Raw genomic sequence first — 26,051 nt, forward strand, 5'->3', positions numbered from 1 at the left:
AGACATGGGGAGAAGGGAGATGAGAGGTTGCTGGTTCTAGGCTAACAGTTACTTAATACACAGATATTGATGCACAAGCACTTGGATCCGTAATCATTTCCTGAGCCGCGGTTTTTAAATTGTCCATCTTCTTCCCAGAGTCAGTATTGGTTTTGAAAAACATGAAGCTATCATTATTGTGGTATTTGTTATAAAGACCATAAACCACATAACCAACACCCAATAGGACAAAAGCGAGAGCAATATTAGCCCAAACCTCACCATACTCTCGGTGATCTTTTAATGTGCTTTCTGCCTTACCAAAAGCCGTATTACATGTCTTGTCGAAGGCTCGACAAGAGCCGTAACTCTTCGGATTAGAGTTGAAAGCAATATAGGCGAAGTAGAGCGAATCACAGAGTGCTCTTGCTTTCTTATTTGCCTCATCATAGTCCTCATTGAAAGTCGCTTTGTCCGCCAATACAAGCGCTTTTTCATTCATAATTTTTAGTTGCTCAATGAAAGCCTGTTGTTTTGGATTAAATGAAAACAAGGTTTTTATGGCATTCGCGGGGATAACTGGTGGTTTGTTAGCAGCCTTACCAGCTTGACCAGATCCACCAAGTAGTGGATTAGCACGGCTACCGATTAGAAGTAGATTATCAATGCTCTCAGAGGACACTTCTTCATCTAGCTCATTCTCTGAATCATCCTCTGAATCAACGGCGCTAATAGTCGGTACAGGATTTGAAACAACTGTGCTTCTGATTGCAGGCTGGCTCGACACCAATTGAACTGAAGCCTTCCCAGATGCCAATTGATCCAACTGAGCATTCTGTTGTTTAACCATTCTATAATCTTGTAGGAAACTAGCCTGTTCAGCCCCAGAGATTAAATTGTGTTTTGCAAAAAACTCAAGAACTTGTTCCAGCTTCGGCTCATCAATAGCTTTAGCAAATCTCATGTGCATATGCGTATCGTCAAGAGGAAAGCTATCTTGATGGTAACGATCATGATCCGCGTCGTCACGGTGGACAAACGTTACAGGCTCGTTTAACTCATTAACCCTTTGAGTAACTAGTCCCGCCTCTTCATACTCGCACTCCAATTCAATCATAGCAGGCGCACCCATCAAAATTTGAAAAATTGGATGCACGTGATGGAAGGATGTTTTACCAGTTTTCTTTGGATATAGGGTGATGGTATCGTCAAAAAGACTAATATTGACCTTTTCGCATAGCCGAGTAAAGGCAGGCATTTGTATTCCTCCAAATTAAATTAACAACAAAGAATTTTGGTAGGGCTATGCTAACTGCCTTAGATTAAGGTTTTATTAAGAAATCGAATAGTTTGCATTAAGAATATTAATTCAAGACTCAATAAACACGCTACTGCAGAGGTAAATCACCCGGCGAAACAATGCAACTATCCGTTGAAGAAAATTGGAAAAACTCACCGCGCATAGCGCGCAAAATTTGCTGAAGGGTTAAAAATTGCTCACTGAGCTGAAAATACAGACCAGCCTGACTTTCGTAGAGCTCCCCTACCGTTAGATAGGCGGCTTGCCCCATATCGGCAAAATAACTTAGGCTTAGGTTTCTTTTCTTTGCTACACCCGGAAACAAACCACAGAATAATAAACTCTTGTCACCAACATCACGTAACATTTCAACCTGCCTTTGCCTCGTTCTGTGCATTGACTCAAGAAAATCAAGGGCAATAACGGATTCAATCAATTTACTCGCCTGCGAGAAGCGCATGAGCAGAAAGACAAGATAACTTTCCGTGTTCTCATTAAGCATCAGACGGGTTGAGGCCTGAGCTTCATTCACCAGTGCATGCCATTGGCTGAGCTCGGTGGGATGCAAAATTAAACTCTTCATCATTATCCCCCTTTTTTACTTCTTATTTTTAGTGTAGCAAACTGTATACCAGTATCCAGTTGATTATTTATTAAATTTTATGAGCTAAAAAAGGGCATCTGTAGCCTGGATGTAACGAAGCAAAATCCAGGTTACGGAATTAAATATAATCCGCTCGGGCTGAAGAAGTGCGCAGCGCTGTCTCGAAGCCTTAGCTAGAGCCTTCGAGACGTGGCTTGCGCCACTCCTCTCAAAGAACGGTGTCTGAAGGATAGATGAGGGCTGCTGGTTCGAAGTTCTTTACCGATATTTGCCCCAAAAGGGCTGAGCTGCTCAGGCCGAACGGAGCCATAAAAATTAGGTGGTTACTCAGCAATACAACAAGCAATCGGCGCCAACTCAGAATAAGGAACCTGAGGCAAAAAATCATTGCTGTAACATTCCTTCACCGCAAATTGCTTATCGGTAATCGATAAATGCCGAGTATAACGGCCAACCTTCTCCCAATCTCGCTCAATATTGAGCAGGGTTCGCGAAAAGAAAGGCAGGGTTCTTACAAAGATTTTTCGGTAGGTTTCTGTGCGTAATTGCGGTTTTTGCATGCACAACAATTCATAGGCCTCATCTGGTGCTTCGGTAGTAAATGCGGCACCACGTTGGGTTGCTCGGAGAAAACCGCGAATTAATTCCGGCTGCTTTAAGATAGCTTCTGGCACGATAAACTGGATAGAGCAGAAGCAGCAACAACCTAAGCCAGCCAACTGATCCAACCGTAAAAACTCTGTATCACCAGCTAAGGCTTCGAGTTCAACACGCTGAAAATTAATAAAGCCTATCCCGGTATCCACTCTGTCGTGAAGAATAGCGTCCGTTAAATTCATACCAATTCGCACCGTCTCATAACTGCCAGATTCAATACCCGCTAAATTGGCCAAGTCATCAATTATTTTCTTACCAAACTCACCGATATAACCTACCCGCTTACCAACGATGTCGTGAAAGGATTTAATCCCAGAACGCTTAAGCGCGATCAAGCCAGTTGGCGGTTCATCAAGCAAGGTGCCAATTGATTTAACAGCATAACCTTTTGCCCTGGCCGCTACTGTATGAATCATCGCTTTGACACCAAAATCAACCTTAGCCAAACCAACTATCTCGGTAACATCGCTAGGATCCGTTGGCTCGAGAATTGCGAGTTTGATGCCCTCGTCTTGATAATAACCAAGTGCCTGTGCGGCAAAAATTGGAGTATGGTAGGGATTAGCGTACCAGTTAAGTAATAAAGTTGTTCTAGTATGAAGTTCAGACATAGCAATCTCCTTGGAAAATGAAAAAAATGGAGATGGCAAAAGGTATCCATGTCTTAAAAAATAAGAGCATGGATTTTTTGAAGGCATCCTTACGCTGGTCCTAACCAGTTCAAGTTCTGCGGGTGTTTCTCAGCCGTTACCGGCACCCCGAGCCATCTTTAAAATCTCGAATATCCTATTGGAGCCCTGATTCTTTGTCAAACGAGACTAAACAATCTCGAATTCCCGCGGCTTGACCCGCGGGGTCTATAGTTCCTAACTATCAAAAGAAACCAGACTGTTGTACTGTGCTGCCTTGTGGGTTCTGTAATTGTGGGATCTCGAGGGTTGGAGTGAGTGATGATGAGGACGCAGGATGACCAAACATCGAATCACGGCTAGTACCTGCAGAAGCTTGAACCTGTTTCCTGGCAATTATTTCTTGCAACTGAGTATTAAGTTGTTTTTCTCGGTTTAATAAAGCCTCTTCCTCTGGATTCGGTAAATAGTCGGTATCTACGGCTCTAATTTCCTTTGTATTGCGTAATTTTTCCGCATAATCCAAACCAAATCCGATAATAAATTCCTCTTTCGAAATCACAAAGCCCGAGAATGTTGGATGACAACCGAGTGCACGCTCCTGCTTCTTATCTACTAAAGTCATGAGGTGTACTTCTTTTGCGCCCTGTTTCTCAAAAAGTTCCTTGATTTTTTTATAGGTTTTTCCTGTGTCACAGACATCGTCGATTACAATAACAGTTCGCTCGCCAGGTGGAATTTTAGTGTTCAAATCCACAGTTAAATCCCCTGAACTTACACCACCATGATAACTACTTGTTTGCATGTAGGCGGGATCGAAGGAGTATCCTCTTTCTGTCAGCTCGTCGAATAATCTGTTGGCAAAAGGCATCCCACCAACCAATACACCAACCAATAGTGGGCACTCATCAGGATAAGCTGCGATTATTTCTTCAGCTAAAGAAGCAATTCGATTCTTAATATTCTCTTCCGACAAGGCCTTGCCATTATTGATATCAAAAACTGGTGTGCCATGAGCCCACAGGCGGGCGGCAATGACTTCCTTTAATTTTTTTATTTTAGTCAACTCTGCTCTGATTTCGCTTTCTGACAACATATAAAATTCCCTTATTCAATGGTTAAGTCACCAACAATTCAGTTAGGTTTATTTTTATGACGCAATGACTAACTGCCGGGCGGTATTCTCAATTATTTCCCAGGAAAATACAATTTGAAAATTAGGGTACAAAGTGAAGGCAAAAACTCAACTAAAACTGCCAGGTTCCCGACTCATCGACCAGCACTTTCGCGCCATCAGTCACCAGCAAATGACCATCTTCAGAAACAAAATAGATAATTTTACCGTTAGTAAATTGATAACCAAGCGAATGGCAGGGAGTAACTCCATCAGCACACATCTGCATAATCTGCCTGCCCATTAAATTGATAGTGCCTCCGGTGGCTTTATTGGTCCCTTGATAAGAAGCCTTGTCACAACCCACCTCATATTCTGGACTTTGGCAATTGATGGCTATCGTAAAATGCTGGGTATCCAGTGTTTGTGCCGTAGCCAACCCTGAGCATAGTAAAGCAATAACCATTATTGGTGCTTTCATCATAATATCCTTATCAATCTGAACTCATTTTAGTATAGCCTTTCGAAAGGCAAATAATTGATTGAATCCACGGATTGATTTGCAGCAATAGGCTGTACAAAGCCTTTGATAAAATCCTGCCAAAAAACAGAGTAGAGATAAGCTTGCAAAGGATGGTCATCACTGACAGGAAAACAGGGGCCATGATTGGCTTCCAACAACCATAAACGGCCGGAACTATCCACAATAAAGTCGAAACCATAGATAGCGAAATTTCGTTCTTTCTCAGGGATAAAGGCTTGGGGATTTTTCTGTGCAAGTGCAGAGACTGCTGCCTGAGAAAGCTCTTTTATTTGTGCATAAATTGGCGGGAAGTTTTCAAAGCGCTTAGAGGGAATTTGTATGACATTAGACTCCTCATCCCGTAAATGCTCATTAGTTAAATGAGAGCGCAGATCACTATAATCGTTAGCCATAAAGGGATGTAAGGCAACATTATAATAACCATTAGGGTAGATAAAACATCCGGCATAATTGGTTAGGACAACAAACATGCGAATCGAGTATTTCCGTCCATCTCGCAATAAATGCGGGCTAAGATAGTATTGCAAAACATGCTCGCCACCTAAACGTTTTGTGCTTAGAAAATGCCTCTCTATTTCACTCAGTTTTTGGAAAATTTTTATTTCCTTACCATTGTTTAATAATGCAGGCTTTAATATCCAAGATAGGTTGGGAATTTGATTCAATAGTTGTTGATTCTGGTAATAGTATTCACTCGCTAATTGGTTTAAAACCTGAAGCCAATTTTCATCGTTAATACAATAGGTTAATGGCATTACATCATGGCAGTATTTATCGACTAATTGTGCCAGCAAATGTTTATATTCAAGCTGCTCAGCTGCTTGAGTATTAAACTGCAAGTTTGCATCGCTAAAATCGGCCAACTCTTGCGAAGGACTTTCTTGCCAACCTTGCTCTTGCAGATAGCGACTTAGATTAAAATGAGTCGGCGATTGGTCAGCCTTTAAATAAAAGCGAAATTGGCGATTCATTTTCTTTAGTTAATCCGTACTAATTAGCGTCTTGCTGAGAGTATAGTTGAATTGATAATAAAGCCCAGTACGCCAGCGACCAAGCCCCAGAACGCCGCACCAATTCCAAAGAGGGAAATACCGGAGGCCGCGACAAGAAAGGTGACTAATGCAGGCTCTTTTTGCGCCTCATCCTCTAAGGCAACCTTCAGACTATTACCAATTGTGCCTAACAAGGCTAATCCAGCAACAGCCAATACTAGCTCTTTGGGAAAAGCATTAAAGAGTGCCACAACTGTTGCGCCAAAAATGCCTGTAATTAGATAAAAGGCACCCGCCCAAATCGCTGCGCGATATCGTTTTGTCGGATCATTATCAGCTTCTTTCCCCATACAAATAGCCGCGGTAATCGCTGCTAAATTAAAGGCAAATCCGCCAAAAGGAGCTAAAAGCAAGGTAGTTAAACCAGTCCAGCTTATTAGAGGTGAAATCGGCGGTTTATAGCCTGAGGCATGCAACACAGCAACGCCGGGAATATTTTGTGAAGCCATTGTCACCACAAAGAGTGGTATGCCAATGCTAAATAAAACAGGTAAAGAAAATTCCGGCAGGGTGAACTTTGGCGCCGATAAGGTAAAATGGAAATTTGCTAAATTAAATAAACCCTCAAACCCCGCAATCAGGGTACCTAAAACCAAAGCAAAGATAATCACATAGCGAGGGAAAAAATGCCTTCCCAACAAATAGCTGATAAACATAGCAAGCACCAAAATAAACTGATGCTGCATGGCAACAAAGAGGTTCATACCAAATTGTAACAACACACCAGCGAGCATAGCCGAGGTCAGTGAGCGAGGAATCCGTGACATAATCTTCTCAAACCAACCTGTTATGCCGGATAAAACAATAAGCAAACCAGAAAAGAGAAAGGCGCCAATTGCCTCAGCCATTGAAACACCCGATAAGCTACCTACCAAAAGCGCTGCACCAGGCGTAGACCAGGCTGTTAAAACGGGAATACGATAATAAAGAGACAAGCCCATCGACGTTAAACCCATACCGATACCAAGAGCAAACATCCAAGAGCTCAGCTCTGCTGGATCAGCCCCTGCGGCTACTGCCGCTTGAAAAATAATCACTGCGGAACTGGTAAACCCCACCATTACCGCAACAAAGCCAGCAGTTAGATTAGAAAGAGTCGAACTATTCAACATGGTGTTAAACTTGGTAAATTGATGAGTCAGGGTATAGAGATTACTATTGTGCGCTATAACGCACAAGTGCTTGCAGGATTAACATGAAAAATATTTCGCATCATATTGCAGAAACCCTAAAATCTTTACGGCAAAAGGAAGGATGGAGCCTGGATAAGGCAGCTCAAGAAACAGGTGTCTCAAAGGCAATGCTAGGTCAGATCGAACGCCAGGAGTCTAGTCCTACTGTTGCTACCCTCTGGAAAATTGCCAGTGGTTTTCACACTTCTTTTTCAACCTTTATTGAAGACTACCCCAGCGAGCCCCAGGGGGTTATTTTTCGCTCTGTAGCAACTCAAAATCTCAGTCATCTCAACGAAGAAATCCGCATCACAACGCTCTTTCCCTTTGATAAAAACCTGAAATTTGAACTCTTTTCTATTGAATTACCCTCGGGTTGCGAACATTTATCATCAGCCCACGAATCTGGCGTTGTCGAGCATGTTATTGTTGTTAGCGGAGCGATGGAGCTACTACTCAATGAGGAATGGCAGCTCTTGCAACAAGGCGATGCATTTCGCTTTAGCGCTAATCAGTTTCATGGATATCGTAATAGACATGCTGAGAGCGCGGTGTTTCATAATATTATTCATTATCCATGAGTAAATTTTTGTTTATGCCTCCGTCATCTCGAACGTAGTGAGGGATCTCCGAGATTAGCACTGTGCCACATTCAGGAGATCCCTCACTACGTTCGAGATGACGAAGGTCTCTATTGCAATTTACAAGCAGACTGTGTATAAAGGTAATTCTATGCAATAATTTTGCTCACAACCAACGGTCTAAGATGAACGATAGATTTTCAACACAGCTTGCTAACAAAGCACCTCTCTTGGAGGCCGGAAACCCCGGGCTTAAGCCTGTCGTTTTTTCAATTGTACTAGTCCTTGTGGCCCCCGCGGCCATCTAATATCCCACACACAATTCGTTTTTCTACCACCCACCAAATAAAAAATGGGAAAAGGCTATGCAACAATACAAATCCATTCTGATCTACGGTTTCGCAATTTTCGCGATGTTTTTTGGTTCTGGCAATCTGGTTTTTCCAATTCAAATAGGCCAGGCTGCTGGTGATAACTGGTTTCTAGGTTTCGCTGGCTTATTACTTACCGGCATTTTCTTGCCGCTGATGGGGCTTTTTGTGATTAAGCTCTACCAAGGCAATTACAACGCTTTTTTTGCCGGTGCAGGTAAATTTGCGGGTATTGTTTTACCCTTGATTATGCTTTCCTTACTTGGATCTTTTGGGGTTGTCCCTCGTTGCATTACCGTAGCCTACGGTAGTCTTAGCTATCTAATGCCAGAAATTAAATTAGTCTACTTTAGCCTTTTTTTCTGCATCGTTACCTTTTTCTTTTGTCTCAATGACAAGGTCATGATAAAAATTTTAGGTAAATGGATGAGTCCGATTCTGCTGATTACGCTGGCAATTATGATTATTATCGCAGCGATTAATGCACCTGAAGCGTCAACGACAACCTCAGCTAGTCATGCCTTTATGGGTGGTTTTACCACAGGTTATCAAACCATGGATCTCTTTGCTGCCTTTTTCTTTTCCGCCCTGATCTTTAGCCAAATCCAGCAACAGATGCCAGAAGCTACTACTAAAGAGGTTCTCCGTTTTGCCATCAAGCCAAGTATCTTAGGAGCCTCCTTACTTGCCTTGATTTATTTTGGCTTTGTCTTTTTAGGTTCGCATTACTCTGCTTTATTGACTAATACAGCGCCGGAGTTGATGTTGCCATCTATTGCGGCCAATGCGATGGGTAACTATGCGACTCTATTTATCGGAGTTGCGATGTTCTTTTCCTGCTTAACCACTGCTGTTGCCTTAAATAACCTGTACGCTCGTTATCTTTGTTCTACCTTCAAGGTAAAAGAAGATAAATTTTATCTCTTCTTGCTGGGTACAACCGGAGTCTCTTTTATTGTTTCGCTTCTCGATTTTAAAGGGATCGCAGCATTTCTGGCACCGATTCTGGAAGTTACCTATCCTGGAGTTATTGCTCTGACAATGATGACAATCGTTCTTAAAGAACGACGTAACTTAAAAAAGGCCGTATTTTATGCCATGACTTTTTTTATGTGCCTGCCACTTGCAACCCATTAAGCTTCCCACTAGATCCCGCGGTCAAACCGCGGGAATTCGAGATAATTAGAGTCCGTTAAGAGAACTTGCAGAGCCTGGATAGGATTTATTAGTCAATCCATGTATAATGGCGAATCCATGAACAAATGCTCTGCTTTTGCTCAATTTGAGTTCTTGCAGCACGCCGCTTTATCGCACAACATAGGTCATTTATGATTGAGAAAATTAGAAATATCGCCATCATCGCTCACGTCGATCATGGTAAAACCACTTTAGTAGACAAATTACTTCAGCAAACCGGTACCCTCAATGAGCGTGCTCCCAAGGTTGAGCGTGTAATGGATTCCAATGCACTTGAGAAAGAACGCGGCATTACCATTCTTGCAAAAAATACCTGCGTGCACTGGAAAGACCATCAAATTAATATTGTTGATACCCCTGGCCATGCTGATTTTGGCGGTGAAGTTGAACGTATCTTGTCGATGGTAGACTCTGTCCTCTTGCTGGTTGATGCGGTAGATGGTCCCATGCCACAAACTCGCTTTGTTACCCAGAAGGCCTTTGCCCGGGGCTTAAAGCCAATCGTGGTGATTAATAAAATCGATCGTCCCGGCGCGCGTGCACATTGGGTCATGGATCAAGTTTTTGATCTTTTTGATAATTTAGGTGCAACTGATGAGCAGCTCGATTTCCCTGTTGTTTATGCCTCTGCTTTAAATGGCTATGCTAAGCTGGATTTAGAAGAAGAGGCCTCAGACATGAGTGCCTTACTACAGACAATCATTGATCGAGTTGCCCCACCCGAGGTTGATGAAGAAGGTCCCTTCCAAATGCAAATCAGTTCCCTGGATTATTCGTCTTATGTTGGAACCATCGGAATTGGCCGTGTAACTCGTGGCCATATCAAGGCTAAATCTGCCGTTAAAATTATTGATAAAGATGGCAATATTCGTAGCGGTCGCCTCTTGCAAATTCTGGGCTTCAAAGGACTAGAGCGTGTCGAGGTCGAAGAAGCCAGTGCTGGTGATATCATTGCTATTACTGGTATAGAGCAGCTCAATATTTCTGACACAATTTGCGACCCGAATACTGTAGAAGCCTTACCTCCATTGACTGTTGACGAACCTACAATCAGCATGACCTTCCAGGTGAATGATTCTCCCTTTGCCGGACAAGACGGTAAATTCGTTACCAGCCGCAAAATTCGTGAGCGTTTACAAACTGAATTATTGCATAACGTTGCCCTGCGCGTAGAAGACACGGAAGATCCGGATAAATTCCGCGTTTCAGGACGGGGTGAACTGCATCTGTCTATTCTCATTGAAACCATGCGCCGTGAGGGTTTTGAATTAGCGATTTGCAAACCAGAAGTTATCATGCGCGAAGAAAACGACGAACTTCTTGAGCCTTATGAGCGTTTAACTGTCGATGTGGAAGAAAACCACCAAGGCTCCATTATGGAAAAATTGGGTGAGCGTCGCGGTGAATTACAAAACATGCTCCCAGATGGAAAAGGACGTGTGCGCCTGGATTACATCATTCCTACTCGCGGCTTAATTGGCTTTCACACCGAGTTTTTATCAGCAACCTCAGGAACAGGCTTAAATTATCATGTCTATGATCATTATGGCCCTGCGGTTAAGGGACGTATTGGTAAGCGCTCAAACGGCGTGTTAATTGCAAATTGCGCCGGAACAGCCCGAGGCTTTGCTTTGTTTAATTTGCAAGAGCGCGGACGCCTGTTTATCGACCCACAAGTTCCCTGCTATGAAGGAATGATCGTCGGTATCCACGCGCGTGATAATGACCTGGTTGTCAATGTGACCAAAGAGAAACAATTAACCAACATCCGAGCGTCTGGTACAGATGAAAACATCATTCTGACCCCACCTGTGAGGCTATCGCTTGAACAGGCTTTGGAGTTTATTGACGACGATGAGCTAGTTGAGGTTACACCACAATCAATTCGCATTCGCAAAAAATCGCTGAAAGAGTCTGATCGTAAGCGGGAGTCTCGTGCTGCTGCCAGTGAGGATTAAGTAATATCTGGCGGTCTAGACGGATTATAGCTCTCGAATCCCTGCGGCATAGACCGCGGGGTCTAACAATGGTGCAAGCCGCATAGATCCCGTGGTCAAGCCCATAAGTATCTACACAAGTGTCTGTAATAGGTCATGTCCCTCCTCAACACTACGTCATCTTGAGCGCAGCGAAGGATCTCCTGAATGTGGCACCATGCTAATCACAGAGATCCTTCGCTGCGCTCAAGATGTCGTGGCGTTGGGGGACAGGGCGTTCAATTACAGACACTTGTGTAGATACCTATGGGTCAAGCCACGGAAATTCGAGATTTAGAAACCCTACAAAAACTCACATCCTCTGCTCAACAGAAACCTCAAAAGGCAAATCGGCAACTGGCAAGGGATTAAGAATTTCCTCAAAAAAACGGTATTCGAAATCTACTGATAACCAAAATTGTCTTGCAATACTACTTCGCCTATCGGGGCAAAGAATCTCTACATTCAGCTCATCAGCTATTTCCATCATAGTCTGTGTAGACTCTCTAAATTGCTCATCAGCATAAGTCGCAATCCATTCACGATAGGGATGGCCTGGTTCACACTTAGATAAATCCATTTGTATCCCCAATTCCTTATAAATCCAAAAACAGGGAACCAAGCTAGCCACAGCTTCTTCTATTGGCGCAAATTCAGCGTTATCTAAAAGATGTTTTGTATATTCAGCAATAACCGGAATTTTTTCTTTGGGTCGGCGCTCAGTACTAAAAAAGGAATCTGGTGCCAATTTTTTCAGGTATTTAGCATGAATATCCTTTTCTAGCTGAATAGTTCCCTTCGCAAAATCACGGAAAATTTGTGCATGTCGTTGATTAACCAAGCGTGAGCTAACCAGATTAAGCGCCTTTCCATAATCAGACAAATACAATTCATCTTGCTCTAAATAGGATCTAAAAACAGATTTTGACAAAGTGCCCTTATAGAGCTTGCGATTGAAACGGCAGGTATAAATTTTGGAAAAAACAGACGGATTTTTCTGAATTAAAGCGAATAATTTCACTGCTAAACTCCCCAAACTTAGCGGAGCGGATTAAATACCTAGCGTTTTATTCATCCAATCTGATACTCATCTTTCAATTTTGCTCAATCAGAAAAATGCTTACGTAGAATAGCTACGCGCACATTTTTCCTCAATCACAAAATTGAAACCTGAGCATCAACTTAGCGAATAAAACGCTAGGTATTTAATGCGCTCCGCTTTAAAAACAAGGAGAGCAAGATGCAGAGGGATCTGAACCTTTGAAGCTCACTCTCCCTCCGCAGGCATTACCCAGTGCAGGTTCTAAGGGTTTTTCTCAGCTTTGATTGTTGAATCAAAGCACCCCTGGTGAATCATCAGTCTAACGAAGCATATTTCAAGTTACAAGCAAGGGGGTCTAATAAATTTATCGACAAATAGCGTGATTTTTATTACATTAGCGATCCATTCGCACCTCGTTACAGATTCAACGGCGGTTTTAATAGGAATAAGCTAACCTTCTTGGAAAAAATCAATTATGTTATTTACAACCCCAATATTCTTATTTTTTTTCTTACCGCTTTTTATTTCTGCTTATTATCTAGCACCAGCGAAAGGGCAAGCACGAAATTCTGTTGCGCTGCTTGGCTCCATACTCTTTTTCTCATGGGGTGAGCCAGTTTACGTGTTCTTTCTACTGGCCTTTGTATTTTTTGACTATCAGCTTTCAAAAGCAGTTTCTGAAGCTTCCAAGCTTTCCCAGCCAAAAAAGAAGCTACTGTTATTTATCGGTATTTTGGTCAATGTCGCTATTTTAGTCAGCTTCAAATACACCACCTTTATTCTTAGAGATATTCTCTTACCTCTGCATCTATATAGCGGGCAGATTCCGGAAGGTACAGGGCCCTTGCTCCTAGGTATTTCCTTTATTACCTTTCATAAAATTAGCTACTTAGTAGACAGCTATAAAGGGCGCGCAGTTCCGCCAAGGAATTTCTACGATTGCGCTCTCTATATTTTCCTCTTCCCACAGCTGATTGCTGGGCCAATCATTCGCTACCACGACATTGGTTCACAAATTCATCAACGAAGTTACACAAGCTCCGTGTTCTTAGTAGGATGCTTTCGCTTTTGCATTGGTTTCGCTAAAAAGATATTAATTGCAGATCAATTGGGACTGGTTGCTGACCGCATTTTTGCCTTGCCTACCAATGAGCTTTCCCTCGGCTGTGCCTGGGCTGGCGCTTTTTCCTATATGCTACAAATCTATTTTGACTTTTCCGGTTATTCAGATATGGCCATCGGCCTAGGCTGTATGATGGGCTTCAGATTTCCTGAGAATTTTAACCGCCCCTATATTTCTAAAAGCATTACCGAATTCTGGCGACGCTGGCATATCAGTTTATCCAGTTGGATGCGCCAATATCTCTATATTCCCCTAGGTGGAAATAGAACCTCCAAATCACGCGCCTTTATCAACCTATGGATTGTTTTCCTTATTTCCGGCCTTTGGCACGGTGCAAGCTGGACCTTTGTAGCCTGGGGCGCCTATTATGGCTTCTTTCTCTGCGTTGAAAAATATTGCTCGGAAGCCTTTCCCAATTTGCACAACTTTATTCCCTCTGTTTTAAAGTTTTCGCTGACCATGCTGATTGTTCTGTTCGGTTGGGTGCTGTTTAGGGCACCAACCCTAAGCTATGCTATTGATTTCATGAAAGTTATGCTGGGGCTTTCGCAACTGAAATCTGCCGTCCATGCCTGGGGGCTTTTGTTAGGAAATCACGATTTATTTCTTTTATTTGTTGGTGCTGTTATCGTATTTTTTCAAGTACCAGCTAAGCTCTTTAAACGGCCTAACTGGATTAGCTCTGCATGGAGCGAAACGATGACGCTTGATGGGACAAAGCAACTCTCCCTCTTATTTATCAGCACAGTGGCACTTTTACTGATAGCGACGATGGGGATGCTGAGTGCAGGTTATACAGCGTTTCTCTACTTTAGATTTTAACTTATGAATAATAAACAAAATTTTTTAACGCGCAGCTTTGCGATAATATTTGTCATCCTACTTAGCCTGCCTGGCTTAGGCTATTTTTTTCATTTTACCCCAGGGAAAGAACTCTTTGGTTATACAGAAATCCATACAGCCAAGCCTGAGAAGCTCTTAACAGGTTGGTTCGATAAACAATTGCAACCTCACCTCGAAGAGGTCGTCAATCAGGATCTTGGCTTTAGGGCATGGATTATAAGGCGCTACAATGATGTGTTCTTCCGTCTCTTTGCGCAGCATCCACGCCAAGACATCTTTTCAACCAAAGAGCATGGCTTATATTTCGGACTTTCTGTAGCCCACTTAAATAATGAATATATTAACCGCGAGGAATTATCAAAGACTTATAATGAACTTGCCCTTAAGTTAGCGGAAATTCAAAGCCTGCTGACAGCAAAGGGAAAGCATTTTGAGGTTATCATTGCCGGCTCAAAGCCCTATGTTTATCTGGATGGCGTTGGCAAGCGCTTTCTCCTAGATGACAATCTCCACGAAAAAGCCCTCCGCCTTGGTAGCGTCTTAAAAGAGCATGGGGTCAATGTAATAGATAGCGCCCCAATATTGCGTGAAGTTAATAAAAACAAAGGAATAGAAACCCACGCTCGCTCAGGAGTGCATTGGAATTATTATGCTGGCTGTGTAATTGCGAAACAGTTATTTACTGAGATGCGAACAACCTTTGCCAATGCCCCAACACTTCATTGTGGAACCCCAACTTACAAAGCGGTTGAGCTGATAGATAAAGACGGGTATTTGCTTATGAATGTCAAAGGCAGGGTTAACCTCATTGGGAAAACTGCCTATCCAACCCCGGTAGCTAGCATTTCTAATGATTATCTGCCAAAAATGCTAATAGTCGGTGATAGTTTTATGCATCAAATAATAACCTCGCTTGATCAGGCTAAGGCCTATTCAAATATTACCGTATCGAGTTATTACCGTACCAATATTAACCATAAGCCGGGCGAACTTCTGCTTTATCAAGATCCTGATCCTATCGATCAGGTTGAAAAGGGTGTCCTTAATGCCGTATTAGAGAGCGACATCGTTATTTTAGAAATGGTGGATTACAATATCCCTCGAATGGGTTACGGTTTTGCTGAAGCCCTTTTGAAGCGGTTAAAAGAAGAAACATAATCGATTACTAGGTGGTTAATAGACCATGAAACAAAAGTTTAAACGCGTTATTTTGTATGCACGGCAATATCGTGCTAGCGAAGGTGTTACGGAAAGCCTCTATCGTCTGGTCAATTTTTTAGATGATAAAAAAATAGAGGCCTATTTGGATATCGATACCGCTGCCAGCTTTAATATCAATTTGCCAATTCTTAATCGCGCGGCAATGGATCCAGAGCAAGATCTTATCGTCGTTGTTGGTGGCGATGGCAGTCTGCTTTCCGCTGCAAGAATGTCTATACAGGTTAATGTCCCTGTTATTGGTATAAATCGTGGGCGTCTTGGTTTTTTAACAGATATTTTACCAAGCGAGCTTGAAGAACAACTGACAGAAGTTCTCGCCGGAAAATATCAAGAGGAACAGCGGTTTTTATTACATACCACTATCCATGACGGCACTACGACCTATTTTGAAGGTGATGCCCTTAATGACGTTGTTCTGGGACGAGGGGAAGAAACACATCTTATTGAGTTTGATGTAATTATTAATCAGCAATACGTCTGCCATTATCGTTCCGATGGCCTGATTCTCTCCACGCCCACAGGCTCAACGGCCTACTCCTTGTCTTCAGGAGGTCCCATCATGCATCCCCATTTAAACGCGATTGTACTGGTGCCTATGTTTTCCCATAGCCTAAGCTCGCGTCCGCTGGTTGTAGATGGCGAGGTAAACATCGATCTGAAAATTAGCATGTCTAATGAAAATAATTTGCAGGTTAGCTGTGATGGACACGAGTCGCGCATGGTAAAACCCGGGCAACTGGTTAGTATTAAGAAAAATGCTCGGCATCTTCGGCTCTTGCATCCACTTAATTATCATTATTATGATACCTTAAGGATCAAATTAGGCTGGGAATCCAAACACCAGGGATAAATACACGCTATGCTTACCCACTTACGCATTGAAAATTTCGCGATTGTTAAACAACTAGACCTTGATTTTGCTAATGGCATGACAGCCTTTACCGGAGAAACAGGGGCTGGTAAATCAATCATGATTGATGCGCTAATGCTAGCCTTAGGAGGACGGGCTGACGCCACGGTAATTCGTTCAGGTGAGGAAAAATGTGACCTTAGTGCCTGTTTTCACTTCGATGAGCAATCAGAACCGGCGCAATGGCTTTTGCAGCATGACATTCAATGTGAGGGTGGTGAAATTATCCTGAGACGCATACTCTATGCCGAAGGACGCTCAAAATCATATATCAATGGTCAACCCTTCCCACTCCAGAAGGTCAAAGAGCTCAGTGAAATGCTGGTTCATATCCATGGCCAGCACCAACATCAAACCCTGATGCAACATCCGACTCACCGGCAGCAGCTGGACACCTATGCTGGACATGTAGACTTAGAGCATGAGGTCAACCAGCTGTATAAACAATGCCAAAAGACCAAACAAGAAATCGATAAGCTGCAAAATATCGATAAACAAAATGATAAAATTGAGCTTCTTCGTTTTCAAATTGATGAATTGTCAGCACTGAATCTACAGCAAGATGAAATGCTGCATTTACATGAAGAACATCAATTATTGCACCATGCTCGCGATTATCTGCAACAAACACAGCAAATCACTTATCTGCTAAATGCTGATGATGAGCCCAATATATGCCAAGGCCTTAGCCAAATTTTACAAGCCTTGCAGGGCCTGCCCCAAGAACAGGCCACCATTAAGAATGCCTATGAGCTAATTAATAGCGCTCTGATTCAATGCGAAGAAGCCCTCGATGAGATGCAAAGCTTTTCTGAACAAGTTCAGCTAGACCCTGAACGTTTGCAAGACGTCGAAACACGGATTAGCAGCCTGCATCAGGCCGCTCGCAAATACCATATTGATGCTAACCAGTTAGCCGCCCATGCAGAAAACCTAGAGCAGGAATTGCATAATTTAGAGTATGCAGAATCCAAGCTTAGTGAACTGGAAGAACGCTATAAGAAAGAATGCCAATCCTTTGAGCTTGCAGCCTTGAAACTTAGGGCATCACGCCAGGAGCATGCGAAAAAACTAGCCCATGAAATCACCGAAAGTATTCGTAAACTGGGTATGCCTAAGGGACGGGTTGAAATTGAAATAAGTCCCCTGGAAAAAATGCAAGCCCATGGTCTCGATAAGATAGAGTATCTGGTCTGCACAAACCCAGGCTCTACTCCTGACACCTTAGCAAAGATCGCATCTGGCGGTGAATTATCCCGTATCAGCCTTGCGATTCAAATGATTACAGCACAACGAGGTTCGACACCCACCCTACTCTTTGATGAGGTTGACGTTGGCATAGGAGGTCCGACTGCAGCATTAGTAGGCCAGCTACTACGTAGATTGGGCGAACGTTTGCAGGTTTTCTGCGTAACCCATCAGCCCCAGGTCGCTTCTTGTGCCCATAATCATTTTGTTGTTGAAAAACATTCTGACAATGAGCAAACCTTTTCACGTATCGTCGCCTTGTCTCAGATTGAAAAAATTGATGAGATCGCTAGGATGCTGGGGGGATTGATTATCACAGAACAAACACGTTCGCATGCTAAGGAACTTTTAGTACAAAGCTCCTAATAAGAACCCTCATCCGGCGATTGTTCCCTTCGCCCCTCTGGGGAGAAGGTGCCCGAAGGGCGGATGAGGGGTGACATACTACAGATCCTCATTCTCAAAAGGCTCATTGCGATAAATATATATTGCCATAACTATCATTGCCAGATTGTAAACAATATTAATACCGACATAACAGGTGATTGCGCCTTGCAAACCTAGCCATGGAATTAAAATAAGACAGGCTAGAAACTGAGAAAACAATAATGATACGGTTAATCTAGCGCCTGTCTGGCTGCCATTCTTTGAAAATTGAATCATTCTTGATAAGGGCATTGAGATTGCATAAGTCAAAATATTAATTAAGCAAAGATGAGTATAGGGTAAGGCAAGGATAAAATTTGATTGATAAAGCAATAATATCTGTTCTGCAAAGAGAGCAATAACCACAATAATAACAAGCGCTATTAGTGTAAGAATCGAAAGGTACTTTACCATCGTTTTTCTCAAGACTTCTCGGCTTTGCGCATAGGCTGCGGAGATATCTGGGCTAATCAAAATACCAATGGGGCCAATAGCAATATAGGCCAGAGAAATAATAGAAACGACCGCTGAAAATAAGCCTACAGATTGTTCATCAGGCCCTAACCATTCAATCACAAAAAGTGGGATCGCTGTAAAATTATATTTATTCAAATTTTGCAGGGTATAACCATAGATTTTGTCTTGCCATTTATAAAAATTCACTTCGCTAGGAACCGTGTCCTTATACATTTGCTGCAAGTCACTTTTTCTTTCAAGAAAAAGAGAAACCAAGACAATAATCACGTAGCTAATAATAAATCCAATGAGCATCACATGAGGGAAGTAATGCGGATTATCATGGAACATCACTCGATAAAGATAAAAATAAGTGAATAAACTTAAAATAAAATAGGAAAAAGTCTGCAGTAGGCTTAATACTATCGCCGTTCGCATATGATTAACGGCACGGAAGAATTGAATATAAATCGTATACACGGACAGTACTACCGCCCCCCAGGCAAATAGAAAAAAGGGATGACTAATTTCAAACATATCAACATCCGCTAGAATCACACTAAGTGCCATAATCGCTATACTAAGAAGGATTCCGCCGATAGCGAGCGTCTTATAAATAGGCTGTAAAAAAATTCTTAGCGATGAAGTCAATCCTACAATTTCTTCATACTTTTTCTTGACGTAAAATTTGGGGACGTAATAGGCAATAATTGAATCAATACCAAAGGTAATAAAGGTTGCAACTAAGAATAAGGCATTAGTAGCAACTGTAAAGTCACCGAATAACTCTTCTCCTGCTTGTCTAGCTACCAACATATTGATAATAAACAGCATTAATTGATCAGCGATAATAATTAATAAATTAAGTGAAAAATCCATAAATAAACACTAACTACTTAGCCCTCGATTATATATTATGGACCGGTTTGCCTTACTCTGGTGAACCGATTGATTAGTCCCGTTGTGCAGAAATTCACGCAGGGTAACACAAAACCTATCAATAACCATTGTAATTGGTAAAGGTAAGCGGGGCTCCCTTGTCCAAGTACAACATGGAAAAAAGTACTAATCAAAGCAATTGCCAGAAAACAAAGCAAGGTCGCTAATAATTTGTGCGACCTTAACAAGGCTACCACTCGTCTATTGGCAATCTTTTCAGCACTAATGAGTCCCCAGAGCCCGTAATAAGCCATCCATACATGAGCGGCTATTTGCTCACTAGTCAAAACAATATAGATTAGCAGCAGACTGGCAAACAGAAGAATCAACCAAGGCACAGAATCCTGCCACCTAAGATCAGCCAAATAATAAAGGCCGATCAATATAACTGCGAAAAAGACAGCAGCTACGACGTCATAGAGATTATGATAGCCAAAGTGTATAAGACTTAAGGCAACGCCTATCAGTACGATAACTATTGCCATTGTTAGCCAAAAATTCTTAACCCTCAGAGCAAGCCAGGCATACAAGACCGTTACAAATTGCATGTGCCCGCTTGGAAAGGCATAGCCAATCTTGCCAAGGGCAGGTGACAAAGGAATCTGAAAGGTGTTTTTCAACGCAACATTCACTAACATACTAAAAAGTATCAAACAGGTTGCATGATAAAAAGTTTCGCGATTCAACCAGATAAGTCCGATGACAACCAGCGGGATAATAATTAAATCGCTGCTAAAGAGCAGGAAAATTCTTGCTAAATGATCAATCATAATTTGTTATGGCCATTGTTATTTTTTGCAATCGGTCACTCCCCTGCCGTCATTCTGAGCGTAGCGAAGGAGCTCCTGAATGTAGCACCGTGCTAGTCCCGGAGATCCTTCGCTACGCTCAGGATGACGGACTATGCTTGGGTGACGGGGGTGACCTATTACTATTTTTTGCCTCGTACAAAACAAAATAATATAAAAGACTCTCGGTTTAAGCAATGAGCCTTTCTTGCATGGCATAAATAAGAGCAGCCCCCTAAGTTCAGGTTTTTTCAAGACTTCAAATACAAATCCACAGACTTATCAACAGATCTTGTGGATTAAACAAACCAAAGAAAATAAGAAAACATTTGTTAAATATCAATCGGTTGATGAAATCCATGTTTATATTTTTGACTTCAATTTAAATTTTGCGCATAGTTATCCACAGGTTATAGCTAATAACTCTTTTAGCTTTCCAAGGTCAGCTTTAACCCGTTGTATCCTGTTGGGTCTATCTAGCAGCCTTTGCAATTGCGGCGCAATAGGAACCTTCGTCTTGATTATGGGCTCAATAATGTCGTCAAATTTACTAGGGTCTGCTGTGGCCACAACGACCCAGGGCTGCTGCTTAGTTAACTGTTTGCGAATGGCTAAGGCAGTAGCCGTATGAGGACAACAGATATAGCCATAATGCGTATAAGTCTCGCTGATTGCCTGGCGAATTGACTCGTCACCGACACTAAAGGCCTGCACCTCTCTTTTAAAGTCCGCAAAAGAGCCAAATAAATGATTGAGACGCTCTAAATTGCTAGGATTTCCAACGTCCATCGCATTGGCAAGCGTTGCGATGCTGGGTTGTGCTTGATAATGCTCATTTTGCAAATAATCAACTAAGACGCGGTTGGCATTGGTTGCCATCACGATTTCCCGGATAGGAAAGCCCATTGCTTTTGCCCAATAGGCCGCTGTAGCGTTACCTAGGTTACCACTGGGAATAATAAAGCCAGGCGCAGTCTGATATTGCCTAAAGAAAGCAACCGCCGTGTAGGCATAGTAGGTTAGCTGCGGCAAAAGCCTACCAATATTAATGCTGTTGGCAGAGCTTAAACCGGCTGAATGCCGCCAATAAGGCTCATTAAATGCTGATTTGACCAGTTGCTGACATTGATCAAAATTGCCCTGCACAGCAAAGGCAAAAATATTTTCATCCCAACAAGTCATCTGTTTTTCTTGTTTCGCAGAAACCTGCCCATCGGGGTACAAAATAACCGCACGATAATTCTGTTTACGATAAAAAGCACTGGCCACCGCAGAACCTGTATCTCCAGAAGTAGCCACCATGATTGTTCTTTTACAATCGGCCAGGCTGTTTAGGCATTCCGCTAAAAAATGTGCGCCAAAATCCTTAAATGAGGACGTTGGTCCGTGAAAAAGTTCTAACACAAAGGAATTAGTATCAAGCGTTTTTAAGGGAACAGGAAAATGGAAAGCACGTTTGCAATAATCAGCTAAAGACTCAGCAAGCCGATCCGCCTTAAAAAAGGGCTGCAACAACTTGCAAGCGAATTCAGGGTAGGCTAAATCGGCAGCAAGCAGCGAAGAGTCAACTTGGGGAAGATGTTCTGGCACAAATAAACCGCCATCACTAGCCAAACCCATTTTAAGTGCAGCAGATAAACTATGCAGGCCAGCCTGATTACGTGTACTGAGGTAATACATAAAATCTCTCCTAATCGTGGATCACATGAGCCGCTTTTTTACTAATAGGCGTAAGCCAGCAGTCGGAGGCGATATTTTGTTTATGCAAAACCAAGCACATCGCTTCTGAAATATCAGCGGCTTCTTTCTCTGTTGCAGCAAAGGCAAATAAAGCTGGGCCAGAACCTGAAAAAGACATGCCCAAAGCACCTGCATCCAAGGCAGCCATCTTGATTTCATAAAAGCCAGGGACAAACTGGGCTCGTTGCGGTTCAATAATCAAATCGTTCAAAGACTCTTTTAGCAATAAATAGTCATTCTCGTATAAAGCAGCAATAAAGGACGCCAATTTAGCCGACTGTCGCACATAATCTTTTAGGGCTACAGTTTGTCGCAAAACCTTTCTTGCTTCGCGGGTTGAAACCTGCAAATGGGGATGAATGATTACCGCGTAAAGTTGTGGAATGGGAAGTTGAATAATTTTTAGCGGTTTTTGAGAGTGGATTAAAGTTAAACCGCCATAGAGACAAGGAATAATATTGTCATAATGCGCCGCGCCACTCGCAGCCTGTTCACCGGATAAGGCAAAAAAGGCCAACTCTTCAAGAGTTAGTGGTGTTGTTAAAAACTGATTACAGGCAACCAAAGCCGCAACCGCAGAAGCTGCAGAACCACCCATACCTGAGCATAAGGGGATCCCCTTATCGATATGAATTGAAAATCCAAGATCCAAACTCATACTGCGACATAACTTTTCTACTGCGATGGACGCGGTATTCTTATGAAGTTCTCGCGGCAAAACATCTTTTGAATTAATTGATTCTACAACAATTTTTTTATCATCACGCCTTGTTAGCCTGACACGATCACCTATAGCGTCCAGGGCAAAACCAAGAATATCAAAACCTACAGCGACATTTGCTGAGGTTGCTGGGGCAAAGGCTGTAACACTTTTAATTGCGGGGTTAATTCTATTCATCGTTGATTCTCTCAAAAAGCATTCTCATTTTTCTGTTCCTCCAAACTCACTGCCATTAAGTTAAGGAAGGTTTTGTCATTCCTGCGAAGGCGGGAAACTATTTCTAGTTATGCAAAGTGCCTATGTAGAGATGGTTTCCCGCCTTCGCAGGAATGACAAATGCCCTTAACTTAATGGCAGTGCCCCCCAAACTTGGGGAGCAAGGACGGATTTAGACCTGTCTGTTCGTGCGCTACTTCCCAGTAAGCGGTTACTTACGATAAAACCGAAACCAGGCGTAATAGATCAGCAAAAATTCCCGCTGCCGTCACTTCAGCACCAGCCCCCGGACCTTGGATGATTAATGGGCGTTCATAATAGCGTTTTGTCTTAAAAATCAGCATATTATCCGTGCCTTCTAAGCGTGCAAAAGGATGTTCTGCGGCGAGTAATTTAATAGCTACCTGCACTTTACCCTCTTGAGAAATGCTCCCCACATAATGCAGACGTTGATTCTTATCCTTCGCTCGTTTTAACCATTGATTCATCGCTTGATCATAGGAGGATAAATTAGCAAGAAAGTCTTTGAGACTGCAGGATTTTAGCTCAGGAGGAATCAAATCATGAACAGCAACATCTGCCAGACTGACCTCATAGCCAATTTCCCGGGCAAGACAGACTAGCTTTCGCGCCACATCTTTCCCGGATAAATCTTCGCGTGGATCTGGCTCAGTATAGCCACGACTTTTAGCCTCAAACACAACAGCGGAGAAAGACCGTCCCTTCGCCATTTCATTGAAAATATAACTTAAAGTGCCTGACACCACACCTTCAACTTCCAGGATTTCATCGCCTGTCCTAATAAGATCCTGCAAAGTGGAAATAACAGGCAAGCCAGCACAAACCGTTGCCTCATAAAAATAATGATTATTGAAACCTGTCAGCGCTTTTAATTCTTTGTAATAGGCCAAATCTTCGGCATTGGCATGTTTATTGGGTGTAATAACATGTATACCCTTCTTCATGAAATGCTGATAGAGCTGAGCAATTGCTTTGTTAGCTGTGCAATCAATAATGACTTTGCTAGCAAGATTCGCTGAAAAATGCTCAACAAAGCTCGGCAAATCAGCCGCAACTGCCTGCTCCTGAAAGGACTCTTGCCAATTATTGAGCTCAATCCCGGAATCAGAAAGCAGCATTTTCTTGCTATCCATAATCCCCAAAATCTGTAAATTCATTTGATTGGATGAACCCGAGTGATTGATGGCATTCTCCAGCTGCTGCAAAAGGCTTTTACCAACAACCCCTGGACCGATTAAACCAATTGCCAAACTTTTAGGTGAGAGATAGAAACCTGCATGCACGGCTTGCATGGCTTTGCGCACATCGGCATCTTTAATGACTACGGAAATATTTCGTTCAGAGGACCCCTGGGAAATTGCTGCGATATTAATATTGGCCTTCGCCAGTGAGGCACAGAGTTTAGCGGCAATTCCTACATTACCAATCATTTCCTCGCCAACCGCAGATAATATGGCGCAGTCTTTTTCTGCAGAAATACTATGGAGATGCTTTCTGTCCAAATCTGCTTGCAAATGCTCTTGCAGAGAGCTGAGCGCTTTCTTCAGGTAAATGGCCGGAATAGCCAAGCAGATAGAATGCTCCGAACTCGCCTGAGAAATAAGCATGACATTAATTTGTGCCTGATACAGGATGCTCGCAACCCGTGAAACGATCCCTGAAACAGAGATTAGACCAGAGCCTTCAATATTAATGAGCGCTACATTTTCGATACAGCTAATGCCCTTGATCAATTGTGAAGATTTCTCAGCTTTTGCTGATATGAAAGTCCCCTTGGCTTGTGGGTTATAGCTGTTTTTTATATATAGGGGAATTCGCTGACCAACCAGCGGAGCTATAGTCATGGGATGCAGAACCTTAGCACCAAAATAGGCCAACTCAAGTGCCTCTTGATAGGATAGGGATTCAATCACAAAGGCGGAGCGCACTAAGGAAGGATCCGCTGAATAAATTCCATCAACATCAGTCCAGATTATTAACTCTTTTGCATTAAATAAATTAGCAAAAATAGCTGCTGAAAAATCAGAACCATTTCGCCCTAAAATAGTCCTTTCTCCATCGAGAGTTGAAGCGATAAAGCCAGTTACCACCAACTGATTAAAACTGCAGTTTATTAAATGATTTTCTAAGGCACTCTTACTTCTGTCCCAATCGATACAAACAATCCCTTCTTTCTCATAAATAAACAGAACATCTGCCGCATCTAAATAGGCAACACTCGCTGATTTGGCAAGGTATTCCCTCAGAATTTTTGCTGACCATAATTCGCCATAACCAAGGATATAATTTTGTATTTCTTTTGAGTATGAACCAGTCAAATAAACAGCGTATAGGATGTCCTTTATTTTAAAAATATCATTTTGAATCATTTGCAAAAGATGGCCTGATCTAAAATCCAAACCCAATTCTTGAATTAGTAGCAAGTGTTTTTCTTCCAACTTTTCTAATACTTGCATATAGGCCAGACTGGATTTGGCCAGATCAAGCACAGATTGCAAGGAAGAAGTCGTGCCTTGAACAGCCGACACAACAATAATTTCCTGTTCGCCCTTAAGAAGAGACTTTAGCGCTTTAATTTTTTTTGAATTAGCAAGACTGCTTCCACCAAATTTATGAATAGAATAAGAATGATTATTAATCATGATAGTGACCTAAATTTTTAAAAGTTTTCGATAAAATTAAAAAACAAGTAATAAAAAAAGATTGTTGCTTTCTAGTGTTTTTTAATAGATAAAACAGCGTGCTTGATTAAGCAGCGGTGGTGTAGGTGACGGTGGTGGTAACAGAGGAGAATGAGAAAGAATTTAAGTGTGAATCAGCTGATTTTTTCCGAACAATTTCTAGCGAAATTTTTCGAGAGCTCTGCGATAAATGCATAGTTATTCCCCAAGGTTAGTAATGTTTTTTATGGTAACACCGCTGTAATTATTCTGTCAAACAGCGATCGTTGGTGGGTTGGCTTATGTAACCATAACTGACTTTACCTTGCGTCATCCTGAGCTTAACGAAGGATCTCCTAAATGTGGCACTGTGTTAACCTCTGAGATCCTTCGCTACACTCCCAAAGACGTACGTCATGTCGAACATAGAGAGACATCTCCTAAGTGTAGCACTGTGCTAATCCCGGAGATCCCTCTCTATGTTCGGGATGACGTGGTCTTTATCGATGTTTGCCCTTAAG

20 protein-coding genes and 2 riboswitches are annotated in these 26,051 nt (G+C 42.3%); of the genes, 7 read left to right on the forward strand and 13 right to left on the reverse strand.

The genetic code is table 11. From position 1 onward, the window contains the following. Positions 1 to 52: 52 nt before the first annotated feature. The 7 genes from BN1094_RS18630 to BN1094_RS01160 form a co-directional block, all read right to left on the reverse strand. A complete protein-coding gene (locus BN1094_RS18630; protein ID WP_052403062.1) occupies positions 53 to 1,237 on the reverse strand; it encodes a hypothetical protein in 1,185 nt (394 codons plus the stop codon). Positions 1,238 to 1,367: 130 nt separating this feature from the next. Beyond that, positions 1,368 to 1,862 carry a hypothetical protein gene (locus tag BN1094_RS01135; protein ID WP_043872591.1) on the reverse strand — a complete coding sequence of 165 codons (495 nt, stop codon included), beginning with the start codon at positions 1,860 to 1,862 and terminating at the stop codon, positions 1,368 to 1,370. 344 nt (positions 1,863 to 2,206) lie between these two features. Next, the gene (locus tag BN1094_RS01140; protein WP_043872592.1) at positions 2,207 to 3,151 is read right to left on the reverse strand and encodes an ABC transporter substrate-binding protein; all 945 of its coding nucleotides are present in this window, start codon (positions 3,149 to 3,151) and stop codon (positions 2,207 to 2,209) included. 69 nt (positions 3,152 to 3,220) lie between these two features. After that, a riboswitch (TPP riboswitch) is annotated at positions 3,221 to 3,311 on the reverse strand. Positions 3,312 to 3,413: 102 nt separating this feature from the next. Then, positions 3,414 to 4,265 carry a phosphoribosyltransferase gene (locus BN1094_RS18635; protein WP_052403063.1) on the reverse strand — a complete coding sequence of 284 codons (852 nt, stop codon included), beginning with the start codon at positions 4,263 to 4,265 and terminating at the stop codon, positions 3,414 to 3,416. Positions 4,266 to 4,416: 151 nt separating this feature from the next. Further along, entirely contained in the window at positions 4,417 to 4,764 is a 348-nt protein-coding gene (locus BN1094_RS01150; protein ID WP_043872593.1) for a hypothetical protein, read from the reverse strand. 29 nt (positions 4,765 to 4,793) lie between these two features. Then, entirely contained in the window at positions 4,794 to 5,798 is a 1,005-nt protein-coding gene (locus tag BN1094_RS01155; protein WP_043872594.1) for an ATP-grasp domain-containing protein, read from the reverse strand. Between the two features lie 23 nt (positions 5,799 to 5,821). After that, positions 5,822 to 7,057, reverse strand: a complete 1,236-nt coding sequence (locus tag BN1094_RS01160; RefSeq protein ID WP_281175038.1) for a benzoate/H(+) symporter BenE family transporter — start codon at positions 7,055 to 7,057, stop codon at positions 5,822 to 5,824. A gap of 17 nt (positions 7,058 to 7,074) precedes the next feature. Between BN1094_RS01160 and BN1094_RS01165 the strand changes: the two genes are divergently transcribed. The 3 genes from BN1094_RS01165 to typA all read left to right on the forward strand — a co-directional run bounded on the left by BN1094_RS01165 (position 7,075) and on the right by typA (position 11,158). Continuing rightward, entirely contained in the window at positions 7,075 to 7,632 is a 558-nt protein-coding gene (locus BN1094_RS01165) for a helix-turn-helix domain-containing protein (RefSeq protein WP_043872596.1), read from the forward strand. Positions 7,633 to 7,997: 365 nt separating this feature from the next. Next, entirely contained in the window at positions 7,998 to 9,140 is a 1,143-nt protein-coding gene (locus tag BN1094_RS01170; protein WP_052403064.1) for a branched-chain amino acid transport system II carrier protein, read from the forward strand. Between the two features lie 191 nt (positions 9,141 to 9,331). Beyond that, on the forward strand, positions 9,332 to 11,158 hold the full coding sequence (gene typA / locus BN1094_RS01175; protein ID WP_043872597.1) for a translational GTPase TypA: 1,827 nt from the start codon (positions 9,332 to 9,334) through the stop codon (positions 11,156 to 11,158). A 331-nt stretch (positions 11,159 to 11,489) separates the two neighbouring features. Here the strand turns inward: typA and BN1094_RS01180 are convergent, their stop codons facing one another. Next, positions 11,490 to 12,197, reverse strand: a complete 708-nt coding sequence (locus tag BN1094_RS01180) for a TenA family protein (protein ID WP_052403065.1) — start codon at positions 12,195 to 12,197, stop codon at positions 11,490 to 11,492. A 234-nt stretch (positions 12,198 to 12,431) separates the two neighbouring features. Beyond that, positions 12,432 to 12,533: riboswitch (TPP riboswitch) on the reverse strand. 160 nt (positions 12,534 to 12,693) lie between these two features. Here BN1094_RS01180 and BN1094_RS01185 point away from each other — a divergent pair. Genes BN1094_RS01185 through recN form a run of 4 tightly spaced genes read left to right on the forward strand, consistent with a single transcriptional unit; the run spans position 12,694 to position 17,929 of the window. Next, entirely contained in the window at positions 12,694 to 14,163 is a 1,470-nt protein-coding gene (locus tag BN1094_RS01185) for an MBOAT family O-acyltransferase (RefSeq protein ID WP_043872598.1), read from the forward strand. A gap of 3 nt (positions 14,164 to 14,166) precedes the next feature. Continuing rightward, entirely contained in the window at positions 14,167 to 15,342 is a 1,176-nt protein-coding gene (locus tag BN1094_RS01190) for an alginate O-acetyltransferase AlgX-related protein (RefSeq protein WP_043872599.1), read from the forward strand. Positions 15,343 to 15,367: 25 nt separating this feature from the next. Next, entirely contained in the window at positions 15,368 to 16,255 is an 888-nt protein-coding gene (locus BN1094_RS01195) for an NAD(+) kinase (RefSeq protein ID WP_043872600.1), read from the forward strand. A gap of 9 nt (positions 16,256 to 16,264) precedes the next feature. Next, a complete protein-coding gene (gene recN / locus BN1094_RS01200) occupies positions 16,265 to 17,929 on the forward strand; it encodes a DNA repair protein RecN (protein WP_043872601.1) in 1,665 nt (554 codons plus the stop codon). 78 nt (positions 17,930 to 18,007) lie between these two features. On the opposite strand, the gene BN1094_RS01205 is transcribed toward recN, so the two are convergent. From BN1094_RS01205 to thrA, 5 genes are all read right to left on the reverse strand, one after another. Next, on the reverse strand, positions 18,008 to 19,324 hold the full coding sequence (locus BN1094_RS01205; protein WP_043872602.1) for an MATE family efflux transporter: 1,317 nt from the start codon (positions 19,322 to 19,324) through the stop codon (positions 18,008 to 18,010). A 35-nt stretch (positions 19,325 to 19,359) separates the two neighbouring features. After that, the gene (locus BN1094_RS18640; RefSeq protein ID WP_052403066.1) at positions 19,360 to 20,154 is read right to left on the reverse strand and encodes a phosphatase PAP2 family protein; all 795 of its coding nucleotides are present in this window, start codon (positions 20,152 to 20,154) and stop codon (positions 19,360 to 19,362) included. Positions 20,155 to 20,571: 417 nt separating this feature from the next. Further along, on the reverse strand, positions 20,572 to 21,852 hold the full coding sequence (gene thrC / locus BN1094_RS01215) for a threonine synthase (protein ID WP_043872603.1): 1,281 nt from the start codon (positions 21,850 to 21,852) through the stop codon (positions 20,572 to 20,574). Positions 21,853 to 21,862: 10 nt separating this feature from the next. Then, positions 21,863 to 22,810 carry a homoserine kinase gene (locus tag BN1094_RS01220; protein ID WP_043872604.1) on the reverse strand — a complete coding sequence of 316 codons (948 nt, stop codon included), beginning with the start codon at positions 22,808 to 22,810 and terminating at the stop codon, positions 21,863 to 21,865. A gap of 254 nt (positions 22,811 to 23,064) precedes the next feature. Further along, positions 23,065 to 25,512, reverse strand: a complete 2,448-nt coding sequence (thrA, locus tag BN1094_RS01225; protein ID WP_043872605.1) for a bifunctional aspartate kinase/homoserine dehydrogenase I — start codon at positions 25,510 to 25,512, stop codon at positions 23,065 to 23,067. Between the last annotated feature and the right edge of the window lie 539 nt (positions 25,513 to 26,051).

This window comes from Legionella massiliensis, from assembly GCF_000756815.1.
In the GTDB taxonomy this organism is placed as follows: Bacteria; Pseudomonadota; Gammaproteobacteria; order Legionellales; family Legionellaceae; genus Tatlockia; species Tatlockia massiliensis.

Coding starts and splice junctions, on each gene's coding strand:
- BN1094_RS01165 (WP_043872596.1), top strand. CDS start 7,075: ATGAAAAATATTTCGCATCATATTGCAGAAACCCTAAAATCTTTACGG.
- BN1094_RS01195 (WP_043872600.1), top strand. CDS start 15,368: ATGAAACAAAAGTTTAAACGCGTTATTTTGTATGCACGGCAATATCGT.
- thrC (WP_043872603.1), bottom strand. CDS start 21,852: ATGTATTACCTCAGTACACGTAATCAGGCTGGCCTGCATAGTTTATCT.
- thrA (WP_043872605.1), bottom strand. CDS start 25,512: ATGATTAATAATCATTCTTATTCTATTCATAAATTTGGTGGAAGCAGT.
- BN1094_RS01185 (WP_043872598.1), top strand. CDS start 12,694: ATGTTATTTACAACCCCAATATTCTTATTTTTTTTCTTACCGCTTTTT.
- BN1094_RS01190 (WP_043872599.1), top strand. CDS start 14,167: ATGAATAATAAACAAAATTTTTTAACGCGCAGCTTTGCGATAATATTT.
- BN1094_RS18630 (WP_052403062.1), bottom strand. CDS start 1,237: ATGCCTGCCTTTACTCGGCTATGCGAAAAGGTCAATATTAGTCTTTTT.
- BN1094_RS01135 (WP_043872591.1), bottom strand. CDS start 1,862: ATGAAGAGTTTAATTTTGCATCCCACCGAGCTCAGCCAATGGCATGCA.
- BN1094_RS18640 (WP_052403066.1), bottom strand. CDS start 20,154: ATGATTGATCATTTAGCAAGAATTTTCCTGCTCTTTAGCAGCGATTTA.
- recN (WP_043872601.1), top strand. CDS start 16,265: ATGCTTACCCACTTACGCATTGAAAATTTCGCGATTGTTAAACAACTA.
- BN1094_RS01220 (WP_043872604.1), bottom strand. CDS start 22,810: ATGAATAGAATTAACCCCGCAATTAAAAGTGTTACAGCCTTTGCCCCA.
- BN1094_RS01155 (WP_043872594.1), bottom strand. CDS start 5,798: ATGAATCGCCAATTTCGCTTTTATTTAAAGGCTGACCAATCGCCGACT.
- typA (WP_043872597.1), top strand. CDS start 9,332: ATGATTGAGAAAATTAGAAATATCGCCATCATCGCTCACGTCGATCAT.
- BN1094_RS01140 (WP_043872592.1), bottom strand. CDS start 3,151: ATGTCTGAACTTCATACTAGAACAACTTTATTACTTAACTGGTACGCT.
- BN1094_RS01205 (WP_043872602.1), bottom strand. CDS start 19,324: ATGGATTTTTCACTTAATTTATTAATTATTATCGCTGATCAATTAATG.
- BN1094_RS18635 (WP_052403063.1), bottom strand. CDS start 4,265: ATGTTGTCAGAAAGCGAAATCAGAGCAGAGTTGACTAAAATAAAAAAA.
- BN1094_RS01150 (WP_043872593.1), bottom strand. CDS start 4,764: ATGAAAGCACCAATAATGGTTATTGCTTTACTATGCTCAGGGTTGGCT.
- BN1094_RS01170 (WP_052403064.1), top strand. CDS start 7,998: ATGCAACAATACAAATCCATTCTGATCTACGGTTTCGCAATTTTCGCG.